The sequence below is a fragment of the Baekduia sp. genome, from assembly GCF_035996765.1.
Classification (GTDB): domain Bacteria; phylum Actinomycetota; class Thermoleophilia; order Solirubrobacterales; family Solirubrobacteraceae; genus Baekduia.
The window spans coordinates 1-11,998 of record NZ_DASYJG010000076.1; the positions used below are offsets into that span (position 1 = coordinate 1).

Genomic DNA, 11,998 nt, shown 5'->3' on the forward strand with positions numbered 1-11,998 from the left:
GTCGGTTCGATCGCGGCGAGCGAGGGCGTGCCGCCGTCGCTGGCCGAGGCGATCGGCTACCAGGAGAGCGGCTTCAACAACCGCGAGGTGTCGTCCACCGGCGCCGTCGGCGTCATGCAGATCATGCCCTCGACCTGGAACTGGATCGGCCAGAACCTGGCCACCCCGCCGCCGCTGTCGACGACCTCCGCGGCCGACAACATCCGCGCCGGTTCGCTGCTGCTGCACTCCCTGTTGTCAGACAGCGGCGGCAACGACGCGGAGGCCGTGGCCGGCTACTACCAGGGCCTTCAGTCCGTTCGGGCCCACGGCCTGTTCTCCGACACGCAGGCCTACGTCAACAACGTGCTGTCCCTGCGGGAGCGCTTCGGCGGATAGCCCCCGCGGCGCAGGGACCGTCGACGAGGTGGCCCGGAGGCTGCGCCTTGTAGCCTCCGAGCCCTATGTATTACGACGACGACGCAGACCTCTCCAAGCTCGACGGCAAGACCGTCGCGATCATCGGGTACGGCTCCCAGGGCCACGCCCATGCCCTCAACCTCAAGGACTCCGGCGTCGACGTCATCGTCGGCCTGAGATCTGGGTCCAGCAGCGTGGCCAAGGCGCAGGCCCACGGCCTGAAGGTCGCAGAGCCCGCTGACGCCGCCAGCCAGGGCGACATCATCATGCTCCTCGCGCCCGACGAGCTCCACGGTCAGATCTGGGACGAAGGGCTCAAGGACGGCATCGCCGCCGGGAACACGCTGATGTTCGGGCACGGGTTCTCGATCCACTACGAGCAGATCGTCCCCCCGCCGGACGTCGACGTGGCGCTGGTGGCCCCCAAGGGCCCCGGCCACCTCGTCCGGCGCCAGTACCTCGAGGGCTCCGGCGTCCCGTGCCTGGTGGCCGTCGCCCAGGATGCGAGCGGCGACGCGCTGGGCGTGGCGCTGGCATACGCCAAGGGGATCGGCGGCACGCGCGGCGGCGTCATCGAGACGAGCTTCAAGGAGGAGACCGAGACCGACCTGTTCGGCGAGCAGGCGGTCCTCTGCGGTGGCGCGAGCGCCCTCGTGCAGGCGGGCTTCGACACGCTGGTCGAGGCCGGCTATGACCCGCAGATGGCCTACTTCGAGTGCCTCCACGAGCTCAAGCTGATCGTGGACCTCATGTACGAGAAGGGCCTCGCGGGCATGCGCTACTCGATCTCCAACACGGCCGAGTACGGCGACTACACCCGCGGCCCGCGCGTCGTCAACGACGAGACCCGCGCCGAGATGAAGCGCATCCTTGGCGAGATCCAGGACGGCACCTTCGCCCGCGAGTGGATCGCCGAGAACCGCGCCGGCCAGGAGAACTTCAAGCGCATGCGCGCCGAGCAGGCCGACACGAAGGTCGAGCACGTTGGCAAGGAGCTCCGCAGCCATATGGATTGGATCCAAACCGAGTTCTAGTCCCCGCATTCGGTACCCTCCTCGAGCCGTCGCAACTGGCGTCTCGAGGTGGGTTACCACCGGGGAGCGACGGTGTCTCTCCGCCGCACGCCTGGGCACTCCCATACCGACCCCGAGGAGCCCCATGACGACGAGCGCGACCACGCTCACCATCCCGGAAGAGCTCAAGCCCGCAGACGGCCGCTTCGGCTGCGGCCCGTCGAAGGTCCGGCCCGAGCAACTGGCCAAGCTGGCCACCGAGGACGCCCACCTGCTGGGCACCTCACACCGGCAGAAGCCGGTCAAGGACCTGGTCGGCCGCGTCCGCGCCGGGCTGAGCGACCTCTTCAGCCTGCCTGACGGCTACGTCGTCGCGCTCGGCAACGGCGGGACGACCGCGTTCTGGGACGCCGCCGCCGCCGGCTTGATCCGCGAGCGCTCGCTGCACCTGAGCTTCGGCGAGTTCTCCAACAAGTTCGCGAGCGTCGCCGCAAACGCGCCCTTCCTCCAGGACCCCATCGTCGTCAAGAGCGAGCCCGGCGACGCACCCGCGCCGACCTACGAGGCCGGTGTCGACGTCGTCGCCTGGGCCCACAACGAGACCTCGACCGGCGTCATGGTTCCCGTCCAGCGCCCGCAAGGCTCCGACGACGCCCTCGTCCTCATCGACGCCACCTCCGGCGCCGGCGGCCTGCCCGTCGACGCGAGCCAGAGCGACGTGTACTACTTCGCGCCCCAGAAGTGCTTCGCCGCCGACGGCGGCATCTGGCTGGCGCTCCTGAGCCCGGCCGCGCAAGCGCGCATCGCCGAGGTCGGCGCGCGCACCGACCGCTGGATCCCCGAGTTCCTGTCGCTGACCACCGCGCTGGACAACTCGCTCAAGGACCAGACCTACAACACGCCCGCGCTCGCCACGCTGATCCTGCTCAACGCGCAGGTGGAGTGGATGAACGAGAACGGCGGCCTGGACTTCGCGGTCGGCCGGACCACGGCGTCCTCGAACGCGCTGTACGGCTGGGCCGACGCCTCGCCGTTTGCCACGCCGTTCGTCACCGACCCCGCCAAGCGCTCGCTGGTCGTCGGCACGATCGACTTCGACGACAAGATCGACGCCGCGGCCATCGCCGCGACGCTGCGCGCCAACGGCATCGTCGACACCGAGCCCTACCGCAAGCTCGGCCGCAACCAGCTGCGCATCGGCATGTTCCCCGCCATCGATCCGGAAGACATCGTGCAACTCACCCGCTGCATCGACTACATCGTCGAGGCGCAGGCATGACCCGCGTCCTCGTCGCCGAGAAGATCGGCGCCAGCGGCATCGACCTCCTCAAAGCGCACTTCGACGTCGACACCGCCTTCGACAACGACGGCTTCGACCTCGACGCGAGGATCGGCGACTACGACGGCCTGCTGATCCGCTCGGCCACCAAGGTGACGGCCGACGTCATCGAGAAGGCCACCAACCTGAAGGCCATCGGCCGCGCCGGTGTCGGCGTCGACAACGTCGACGTCCCGGCCGCCACCAAGCGCGGGATCATCGTCGCCAACGCACCGGAGTCCAACGTCGTCACCGCCGCCGAGCACACGATGGCGCTGCTGCTGGCCCTGGCCCGCAACGTCCCGCAGGCCCACGCCGCGCTCAGCGGCCACGGCAAGTGGGAGCGCTCGAAGTGGTCGGGTGTTGAGCTCGAGGGCAAGGTCCTCGGCATCCTGGGCTTCGGCCGCATCGGCCAGCTCGTCGCGGCGCGGGCCAAGGGCTTCGGCATGCGGATCGTCGCCTTCGACCCCTTCGTGGCGGCCGACCGCTACAAGGACCTCGGCGTCGAGAAGGCCGAGAGCTCCGACGGCGTCTACGCCGAGGCCGACTTCCTGACGCTGCACCTGCCCAAGACGCCCGACACCGAGGGCTGGCTGGACGCCGAGGCGCTGGCCAAGTGCAAGGACGGCGTCAAGGTCCTCAACGTGGCTCGTGGCCCGCTGATCAACGACGATGACTTGGTCGCCGCGCTCGACAGCGGCAAGGTCGGCGGCGCGGCGCTGGACGTCTTTCGCTCCGAGCCCGTCACCGAGTCGCCGTTCTTCGGCCGGCCCAATGTCATCGTGACGCCGCACCTCGGCGCCTCGACGGCCGAGGCGACCGACCGGGCCGGCTTCCAAGCCGCCGAGCAGGTCGTCGCGGCGCTGACCGGCGGCGCGGTCACCACGGCCGTCAACGTGCCGGCGATCAAGGCGGAGGACTTGGAGGTCCTCGGCCCGTACGTGCCGCTCTGCCAGCACCTCGGTCGCCTGGCCATGGCGCTCGCCGAGGGCTCCTCGGTCGATCGCATCGACGTCGAGCTGCTCGGCCGCATCGCCGACCGCGACACGCGGCCGCTGGCCACCGCGACGCTGCTCGGCGTCCTGGCCGGCAAGACCGAGGAGGACGTCAACGCGGTCAACGCGCCGGCGGTCGCCGAGGAGCGCGGGATCGAGATCGTCGAGACCAAGAGCGCCAGCGCGCGCGACTTCGAGAACCTGGTGCGCATCACCGTGCACTCGGGCGACAAGACCGAGCGCGTGGTCGGCACGACGTTCGGCCGGCGCAACCGCCCGCACCTGCTCGAGGCCTGGGGCCAGCGGTTCGACGTCCAGCTCGACGAGCATCTCGCGGTCTTCCGCTATGGCGACCGCCCGGGCATGATCGGCCGCATCGGCACCGCGTTCGGCGAGGCCGGCGTCAACATCGTGTCGGCCGCCGTCGGCCGCCAGGATGACGATCCCGCCCACCCCGCGGGATCTACCACCGAGGCCGTCATGGTCCTCACCACCGACGCGCCCGTCCCGCGCGAGGTCGTCGACGCGATGGTGGCGACCGACGGCTTCACCGGCGGGCGCGCGATCACCCTGTAGGACGACGCACCGGAAAGGCGCCCCGGACGTTGGTTCGGGGCGCCCACGCCCGGGTAGGGACCTGACGGCATGCGGAGTCGGGTCATCTTGATCGTGGCACTGACGGCGACCACCCTCGCGGTGGCGGCCTGCGGCGGCGGCTCCAGCAGCAACGGCACGGTCACCTTGAACTGGTGGGCGGGCAACCAGCCGGGCGGCTCCTTCCAGAAGGCGGCGGCCTACTGCTCACAGCAGTCAAACGGCGCCTACAAGATCAAGGTCAACCTGCTCGGCACCGATGCCGACAGTCAACGTCAGTCGCTCGTCCGGCGCCTGGCGGCCGGCGACTCCTCGATCGACCTGATGGCCATGGACGTCGTGTGGACCGCGGAGTTCGCCGAGGCCAAGTGGATCAAGCCGTTCCCGGCGGCCCAGGCCGCGGAGCTCAAGAAGGGCCGCCTCGCCGGCCCGCTGAAGACCGCGACCTACAAGGGCCGCCTGTATGCGGCGCCGGGCAACTCCAACACCCAGCTGCTCTGGTACCGCAAGAGCCAGCTCAACGGCCAACCCGTCCCGAAGACCTGGCGGCAGTTGATCGACACGGCCACGAAGCTCAAGACGACCATCGCCTACACCAACGCCCAATACGAGGGGACGACGGTGTGGTTCAACTCGGTGATCCAGAGCGCCGGCGGCTCGATCCTCAACCGCAGGGGCGGCGTCGGCCTCGGCCCGCCCGGCCTGAAGGCCATCACCATCATGCACGACTTCGCCGCCGGCCCCGCGAACCCGACGCTCCCGGCCGCCAAGGAGGACCAGGCGCGCCAGGCCTTCGAGGTGCCGACCGGCACGGCGTTCGAACTCAACTACCCGTTCGTGTACGCGTCGGCTCAGTCCAACACGACCGTCAAAGGCCTCAAGGACGACATCGCCTGGGCGCCCTATCCGTCGGTCAACGAGGGCGGCCCCAACCGCGCCCCGATCGGCGGCTTCAACTGGGGCGTCGGCTCGCACACCAAGCACCCCAGGCAGGCCTTCGACGCCGCGACGTGCCTATCCAGCGAGCAGCCCGAGCGCCTCTACGCCCAGCTCGACTCGCTGCCGCCGACGCTCTCCAAGGTCTATGACGACCCCAAGTTCAAGAAGAGCTACCCGTTCGCCGACCTCGTCCGCAAGCAGATCGACAGCGCCGGCGTGCGGCCTGTCACACCGCTGTACGCCGACGTGTCGCTGGCCGTCTACACGACGCTCTCACCCGCCAACAAGCTCCAGCCCAAGGCGGCCCTGTCCAAGCTCACCCAGCGCCTGCAGGACGCGCTGGACTCCAAGGGGCTGCTCTGATGGCACGCGCGGCGATGAGCGACCGCACCAAGGCAGAGCGCAAGTTGGGGATGATGCTCTGCGCGCCGGCCGCGATCGTGATGCTGTTGGTCACCGGCTACCCGATCCTCTACGCGATCTGGCTGTCACTGCACCGCAGCGACCTGCGCTTTCCTGACAACACCGCCTGGATCGGGCTCGACAACTACATCACGGTCCTGTCGGCCAACCTGTGGTGGAAGGACCTCTTCCACACGCTGGTGCTGACCGGCCTGTCGGTGAGCCTCGAGCTCGTGTTGGGCATGTTGCTCGCGTTGGCGATGCACCGCGCGATCTTCGGCCGCGGCCTGATCCGCACGAGCGCCTTGGTGCCTTACGGCATCGTCACGGTCGTCGCCGCGTTTGCCTGGCGGCTGGCGTTCTCCAAGGCAGACGGCGGCTTCGTGCCGGCCGTCCTGCACCTCCAGAACGACCCGCTGATCACCACCTGGTCGACCTATCTGACGGCGATCCTCGCCGAGGTCTGGAAGACCACGCCGTTCATGGCGCTGCTGTTGCTCGCCGGCCTGGCGCTGGTGCCCGACGACCTGCACGAGGCGGCACGGGTCGACGGCGCGAGCACATGGCAGCGGTTCTGGAAGATCACGATCCCGCTGATGAAGCCGACGATCCTCGTCGCGCTGCTCTTCCGCACGCTCGACGCCTTCCGGATCTTCGACACGGTGCAGGTGCTCTCCAACGGCTCCAACCGCTCGCTGGAGACCGTCAGCCAGTTGGGTTACAACACGCTGTTGACGCGGTTGAACCTCGGCCTCGGCTCGGCCGTCTCGGTCCTGGTCTTCGTCTGCGTGTTGATCATCGCCGGGCTCTACGTGCGCTTCCTCGGCGCGAACCTCAGCCAGCAGGGAGGCGGGCGATGACCCTCGATCGTAGGCGGCTCTATGGCTGGGGCGCCGCCGAAGCCGTCATCGTCATCGCTGCCCTATTCCCGGTGCTGTGGCTGCTGTCGCTGTCGCTCAAGACGCCGGCCACCGTCAATGACGGCCGGCTGCTGCCCAAGTCGTTCTCCTTCAAGAACTACAGCAGCATCTTCGACCAGGACATCTTCACCGCCGCGCTGCGCAACTCGATCGGCATCGCGCTGATCTCGACGGTGATCGCCGTGACCCTCGCGTCGATGGCCGCGTACGCGATCGCGCGCCTGGAGTTCCCGGGCAGGCGGCTGCTGCTGGCCGCCGCGCTGGCGATCGCGATGTTCCCGCCGGTCTCGATCGTCGGCCCGCTGTATGACATGTGGCGCACGCTCGGCCTTTACGACAGCTGGCTCGGCCTGATCATCCCGTACATGACGTTCACGCTGCCGCTGGCGATCTTCGTGCTCAGCGCGTTCTTCAGAGAGATCCCGTGGGAGCTCGAGCAGGCGGCGCAGATGGATGGCGCGACGCCGATGCAGGCGTTTCGCAAGGTCATACTGCCGCTGGCCGCGCCCGGCGTGTTCACGACGGCGATCCTGGTCTTCATCTACGCCTGGAACGACTTCATCTTCGCGCTGTCGCTCACGTCGACCACGAAGGCGCAGACGGTGCCGCCGGCGATCCAGTCGTTCACCGGCGTCTCGCAGTTCACCGCCCCGACCGGCGCCATCGCCGCGGCGGCGATCATCGTGACCATCCCGATCGTCGTGATGGTCCTTCTCTTCCAACGGCGCATCGTGGCGGGCCTGACCGCCGGCGCGGTCAAGGGCTAAAGGAGCATCCATGGCCACCATCACGCTCGACGACATCACCAAGCGCTACGGCGACGGCTACGAGGCCGTCAAGCACTTCAACTTGGAAGTGGCCGACGGTGAGTTCCTGATCCTGGTCGGCCCGTCGGGCTGCGGGAAGTCCACGGCGTTGCGGATGGTCGCCGGGCTGGAGGACATCACCGAGGGCCGGCTGTTGATCGACGGCGACGTCGTCAACGATCGAGCGCCGAAAGACCGCGACATCGCGATGGTCTTCCAGAGCTACGCGTTGTACCCGCACATGACCGTGGGCGAGAACATGGCCTTCCCGCTCAAGTTGGCCAAGCTGCCCCAGGAGGAGATCGACAAACGCGTCGGCGAGACCGCCAAGATCCTCGACCTCGAGCAGCACCTGGACCGCAAGCCGGCCAACCTGTCAGGCGGCCAGCGCCAGCGGGTGGCGATGGGGCGCGCGATCGTCCGCAGCCCGAAGGTCTTCCTGATGGACGAGCCGCTCTCCAACCTCGACGCGAAGCTGCGCGTGCAGATGCGGACCGAGGTCTCGCGGATCCAGTCGCGGCTGGAGACGACGATGATCTACGTCACCCACGATCAGACCGAGGCGATGACGCTCGGCGACCGCGTCGCGGTCATGCGCGCGGGCGTGCTGCAGCAGGTCGACACCCCCAAGAACCTCTACGAGCACCCTGACAACCTGTTCGTCGCGGGCTTCATCGGCTCGCCGTCGATGAACTTCTTCAGCGCCGCGGTCGAGGGCGACAGCATCAAGCTGCCGTTCGTCGACGTCCCGCTCGATGACCAGCACAAGGCGGCCTTGCGTGACGGTGCGATTCGGGGCGAGGTCATCGTCGGCATCCGGCCCGAGCACTTCGAGGACGCGGCGCTGGTCGGCGATCAGTCAGTCCACGGCGTGACCTTCGAGGCGCCGATCGAGGTCACCGAGTCGATGGGCTCCGAGGTGTACGCCTACTTCAGCTACGAGGGTGGCGACGTCAGCCACGAGGAGCTGCGCGACCTCGCCGTCGACGCCGGCGCCGCCGACCTGCCCGACAACGCCGGGCGCGCCGTCGCCCGCCTCGACGCAGAGACGACGGTGCAGCAGGGCAAGTCGTCCAAGCTCTGGATGGACAGCAGCCGCATGCAGTTCTTCCACCCCGAGGACGGACGCGCGATCCGCGTCTCGTGAGGCACAGGCGGCGACCTACAGCTCCGCACGCAGGCGGGCGAGCACGTCCTCGCTCCACTCGTGCGTGCGCAGCAGCCGGTAGCGGTCGGCCCCGACGCGCAGATAGGCGTCGGCCTCGGTCCCGCGCCCGAGCATGCCGGCATCGCGCAGCAGCGTCACGACCGGCACATACTCCTCCTCGTACCAGCGTCGCCCGAGCTCGCGGCGGTCGATCAGCCGCTCGTGCTCCTGGGTCCAGCGCCAGCCCCACGCTTCGATGTTCTCGGCCAGCCGGGCGAAGTCCCACGGGTCGCTCGGACGCACGCGCTCGCGCGCGGCGGCCGGCAGCGGCACGCGCTCGAGGAACACGCGCTCATGGCTCTTGAGCGGCAGGTCGGCACGCTGGAGGTCCTGGCCCGCGCCGACCCGCGTGACGACGTCGGTCACGTGGGCATCGATGTCGTGGCGGCCCAGCGCGCGGGCGACCGACACGCGGTGGTGGCCGTCCTTGACGAAGTACACGTCGCCGACGCGGTAGAGGTCGACGGGCGGCATCGGCTCGCCGCGGCGCATCGCGGCGGCGATCCGCTCCCAGCGCGCGCGGACCTGCGGCGTGGTGGGGCGGAAGTGGCGGTCAAAGCCCTGCATCCGGTCGACGGTCCCGACGATCGCGTCCAGCGGCACGACCGCCAACCCGGCGTCGCGCTCCTGCACGCGCCCGAGCGCTGCGACGACCTCCTCGAACGGCAGGATGTGGTCGATGTCGCCCGGCTCGCGGCGCAGCCAGCGGCGCAGGCGTGACAGCGCCAGTCGTCTGCGAGCACGCAGGAAGTCGTCCTGCGCGTCGGCGCCGGACATCCCGGTGCTCCGCGGTGGCACACCCCGCAAGGTACCCCGTGTCGGAACTGACACGCCATCGTGGCGATCGCGTGCGCCACTGCGGACAACGTGGGCGACGATCCGGCGCCCCGGCGGCCGAAGACACGTTGACGGAAGTCCGAAACCATGCCTACTGTTGGCCATACCGGTGCAGGTGCCTTGAGGAGGGCCACTATGGAGGGGACACCGATCGCTACCCCTGAGGGAGAGCGAGCCGACGCTGCAGCGCCGGCGGAAGCCGACATCCGTCTCGAAGGCGTGACCAAGCGCTTCGGCGATGCCGTGGCGGTCGACGATCTCACGCTCTCGATCGAGCGCGGCGCGTTCTACGCGCTGCTCGGCCCGTCGGGCTGTGGCAAGACCACCACGTTGCGCATGATCGGCGGCTTTGAGGATCCGTCGGAGGGCACCGTCTACCTCGGCGGCCAAGCGGTGACCGACCTGCCGCCCTACAAGCGCGACGTCAACACGGTCTTTCAGTCCTACGCGCTCTTTCCCCACCTCAACGTCGAGCGCAACATCGCCTTCGGCCTCGAGCGCAAGAAGATCGGGAAGGCCGAGGTCACCCGCCGCGTTGCCGAGACGCTGGACATGGTGCAGCTCGGCCCGCTGGCCAAGCGTCGTCCCGGCCAGCTCTCCGGTGGCCAGGCCCAGCGCGTCGCGTTGGCCCGCGCGTTGGTCAACCGCCCGCGGGCGCTGCTGCTCGACGAGCCGCTCGGCGCGCTGGACCTGCGCCTGCGCAAGCAACTGCAGCTTGAGCTCAAGCGCATCCAGCAGGAGATCGGGATCACCTTCGTCCACGTGACCCACGATCAGGAGGAGGCCATGTCGATGGCCGACACGATCGCGGTCATGAACAAGGGCAAGATCGAGCAGGCCGGCACGGCCGAAGAGCTCTATGAGCGCCCGCACACGGCGTTCGTGGCCAACTTCCTCGGCGTCTCGAACCTTGTTGATGGCAAGGTGTTGGAGCGCGGCGCGGAGCTGGCGGTTGTCGAGACCGACGACGGCACCGTGCAGGTCCCGTGCTCGCGCATGTCCGAGGCTCCGGGCGACGCCGTCCGGATCGGCGTGCGGCCGGAGAAGATCGAGCTCGTCCCGGCTGATCAGGGCACGCCGCCCGGCCGCAACGCGCTGCGCGGCACGGTGACCGTCGCCTCCTTCTTGGGCGTCTCGATCCAGTACGTGGTGACCGCGCCGGGTGGGGAGGAGCTGACGGTCATCGCCCCCAATCGCGACGGCGGCCAGCCGTCGGCGCTGGGCGTCGGCCAGGAGGTCCTGCTGACCTGGGATCCGCAGCACACGTTCGTCGTGACTCGCGATGCCTGACCGCGACATCGAGCGCGCGCTGGAGCGCCTGCTCTTCGACACGAAGTCCGGCGGGATATCACGCCGGCGCTTCCTCGGCCGCTCGGGCGCGGCGGCGCTGGGCATGACCGCGCTGGGCTCGGCGCTGGCCGGCTGCTCGATCGAGGGCGAGGCGGCCCACAGCGTCAACGCCTCCAAGCCGATCACGGTCAACCATCCGCGGTCGCCGTTGTCCGGGCTGGTCTGGGCCAACTGGCCGCTGTACATCGACGAGCACACGCTCAAGAGCTTTGACAAGCGCTACGACGTCAAGGTCAAGTACGTCGAGGAGATCAACGACAACTTCGAGTTCTTCGGCAAGGTCCGCCAGCAGCTGGCCCAGGGTCAGGACATCGGCCGCGACATCGTGACGCTGACCGATTACATGGCGGCCCGCTGGGTCCGCGACGGCTACTGCGAGCCGTTGGACAAGAAGAACATCCCCAACATCAAGAACCTCGTCGCCAACCTGAAGTCGATCAACTACGACCCGGATCGCACCTACACGCTGCCGTGGCAGTCGGGCGGCACGGGGATCGGCTACAACCCCAAGAAGACGGGGCGCAGGCTCGAGAGCGTCAACGACCTCTTCGATCCGGCCTTCAAGGGCCGCGTGACGATGCTGTCAGAGCCCTACGACTCGGCCTGTCTCGTCCTGCTGGGCATGGGCATCGATGCCTCGACGGCCAAGATCGACGAGATCCTGAAGGCGATCGAGAAGATCAAGGTCGCCAAGAACGCGGGGCAGATCCGGCGCTTCACCGGCAACGACTACACGACCGATCTGGCCAAGGGCAACGTCTGGGTCGCGGTCGCCTACTCCGGCGACCTCGTGCAGCTGCAGGCCGACAACCCGGAGCTCGAGTTCGCCTACCCGGACGAGGGCGCGATGTTCTTCACCGACAACATGATGATCCCGGCGCACGCCGAGCACGTCTTCGCGGCGGAGACGATGATGAACTTCGTGTATGAGCCGGAGATCGCGGCAAAGATCGCGCTGTACGTCAACTACCTCTCGCCCGTCAAGGGCGTGAAGTCGCTCGTCGAGAAGCAGGACCCGAAGCTGGCCAACAACCCGCTGGTGTTCCCGCCCGACGAGATCCTCGCCAAGCTGCATCCGTATCCGGCCCTGTCGGACGCCGACGAGCGCACGATGAAGCAGGCGATAGCCGACGTGACGGGAGCGTAAGCGGCGATGCTGTCACTGAACACGCGCCGCAGGCTCCTGCCGTGGCTGTTCCTCGGCCCGGGTCTGCTGTG

The 11,998-nt window shown here is 68.7% G+C and carries 11 protein-coding genes and 1 riboswitch; of the genes, 10 read left to right on the forward strand and 1 reads right to left on the reverse strand.

Annotated features, from left to right (window positions below; genetic code table 11):
• The 8 genes from VGO10_RS16905 to VGO10_RS16940 all read left to right on the forward strand — a co-directional run.
• A partial coding sequence (locus VGO10_RS16905; RefSeq protein ID WP_327470493.1) for a lytic transglycosylase domain-containing protein occupies positions 1-378 on the forward strand: 378 nt, incomplete at its 5' end.
• Positions 379-443: 65 nt separating this feature from the next.
• The gene (gene ilvC / locus VGO10_RS16910; protein ID WP_327470495.1) at positions 444-1,433 is read left to right on the forward strand and encodes a ketol-acid reductoisomerase; all 990 of its coding nucleotides are present in this window, start codon (positions 444-446) and stop codon (positions 1,431-1,433) included.
• Positions 1,434-1,454: 21 nt separating this feature from the next.
• A riboswitch (ZMP/ZTP riboswitch) is annotated at positions 1,455-1,537 on the forward strand.
• 20 nt (positions 1,538-1,557) lie between these two features.
• Positions 1,558-2,691 carry a phosphoserine transaminase gene (serC, locus tag VGO10_RS16915; RefSeq protein ID WP_327470497.1) on the forward strand — a complete coding sequence of 378 codons (1,134 nt, stop codon included), beginning with the start codon at positions 1,558-1,560 and terminating at the stop codon, positions 2,689-2,691.
• A complete protein-coding gene (serA, locus tag VGO10_RS16920; RefSeq protein WP_327470499.1) occupies positions 2,688-4,301 on the forward strand; it encodes a phosphoglycerate dehydrogenase in 1,614 nt (537 codons plus the stop codon). Before serC ends, serA begins: the two co-directional genes overlap by 4 nt.
• 69 nt (positions 4,302-4,370) lie before the next feature.
• On the forward strand, positions 4,371-5,621 hold the full coding sequence (locus tag VGO10_RS16925; protein WP_327470501.1) for an extracellular solute-binding protein: 1,251 nt from the start codon (positions 4,371-4,373) through the stop codon (positions 5,619-5,621).
• The gene (locus tag VGO10_RS16930; RefSeq protein WP_327470503.1) at positions 5,621-6,520 is read left to right on the forward strand and encodes a sugar ABC transporter permease; all 900 of its coding nucleotides are present in this window, start codon (positions 5,621-5,623) and stop codon (positions 6,518-6,520) included. Before VGO10_RS16925 ends, VGO10_RS16930 begins: the two co-directional genes overlap by 1 nt.
• Entirely contained in the window at positions 6,517-7,347 is an 831-nt protein-coding gene (locus tag VGO10_RS16935; RefSeq protein WP_327470506.1) for a carbohydrate ABC transporter permease, read from the forward strand. The genes VGO10_RS16930 and VGO10_RS16935 overlap by 4 nt, the downstream gene beginning before the upstream one ends.
• A gap of 10 nt (positions 7,348-7,357) precedes the next feature.
• Positions 7,358-8,533 carry a sn-glycerol-3-phosphate ABC transporter ATP-binding protein UgpC gene (locus VGO10_RS16940; RefSeq protein WP_327470508.1) on the forward strand — a complete coding sequence of 392 codons (1,176 nt, stop codon included), beginning with the start codon at positions 7,358-7,360 and terminating at the stop codon, positions 8,531-8,533.
• Between the two features lie 15 nt (positions 8,534-8,548).
• On the opposite strand, the gene VGO10_RS16945 is transcribed toward VGO10_RS16940, so the two are convergent.
• Positions 8,549-9,370: a chromosome partitioning protein ParB gene (locus VGO10_RS16945; protein ID WP_349258958.1), complete on the reverse strand. Its 822-nt coding sequence runs from the start codon at positions 9,368-9,370 to the stop codon at positions 8,549-8,551.
• Positions 9,371-9,565: 195 nt separating this feature from the next.
• On the opposite strand from VGO10_RS16945, the gene VGO10_RS16950 reads away from it, so the two are divergent.
• Positions 9,566-10,720: an ABC transporter ATP-binding protein gene (locus tag VGO10_RS16950; protein ID WP_414642250.1), complete on the forward strand. Its 1,155-nt coding sequence runs from the start codon at positions 9,566-9,568 to the stop codon at positions 10,718-10,720.
• Positions 10,713-11,927, forward strand: coding sequence for a spermidine/putrescine ABC transporter substrate-binding protein (locus VGO10_RS16955; RefSeq protein ID WP_327470516.1), 1,215 nt, complete (start codon positions 10,713-10,715; stop codon positions 11,925-11,927). The genes VGO10_RS16950 and VGO10_RS16955 overlap by 8 nt, the downstream gene beginning before the upstream one ends.
• Positions 11,928-11,998 lie beyond the last annotated feature (71 nt).

Excerpts from the sequence above, each read along its gene's own strand:
- serC (WP_327470497.1), top strand. The coding sequence starts at position 1,558 with ATGACGACGAGCGCGACCACGCTCACCATCCCGGAAGAGCTCAAGCCC.
- VGO10_RS16930 (WP_327470503.1), top strand. The coding sequence starts at position 5,621 with ATGGCACGCGCGGCGATGAGCGACCGCACCAAGGCAGAGCGCAAGTTG.
- VGO10_RS16935 (WP_327470506.1), top strand. The coding sequence starts at position 6,517 with ATGACCCTCGATCGTAGGCGGCTCTATGGCTGGGGCGCCGCCGAAGCC.
- VGO10_RS16940 (WP_327470508.1), top strand. The coding sequence starts at position 7,358 with ATGGCCACCATCACGCTCGACGACATCACCAAGCGCTACGGCGACGGC.
- VGO10_RS16945 (WP_349258958.1), bottom strand. The coding sequence starts at position 9,370 with ATGTCCGGCGCCGACGCGCAGGACGACTTCCTGCGTGCTCGCAGACGA.
- serA (WP_327470499.1), top strand. The coding sequence starts at position 2,688 with ATGACCCGCGTCCTCGTCGCCGAGAAGATCGGCGCCAGCGGCATCGAC.
- VGO10_RS16925 (WP_327470501.1), top strand. The coding sequence starts at position 4,371 with ATGCGGAGTCGGGTCATCTTGATCGTGGCACTGACGGCGACCACCCTC.
- VGO10_RS16950 (WP_414642250.1), top strand. The coding sequence starts at position 9,566 with ATGGAGGGGACACCGATCGCTACCCCTGAGGGAGAGCGAGCCGACGCT.
- VGO10_RS16955 (WP_327470516.1), top strand. The coding sequence starts at position 10,713 with ATGCCTGACCGCGACATCGAGCGCGCGCTGGAGCGCCTGCTCTTCGAC.
- ilvC (WP_327470495.1), top strand. The coding sequence starts at position 444 with ATGTATTACGACGACGACGCAGACCTCTCCAAGCTCGACGGCAAGACC.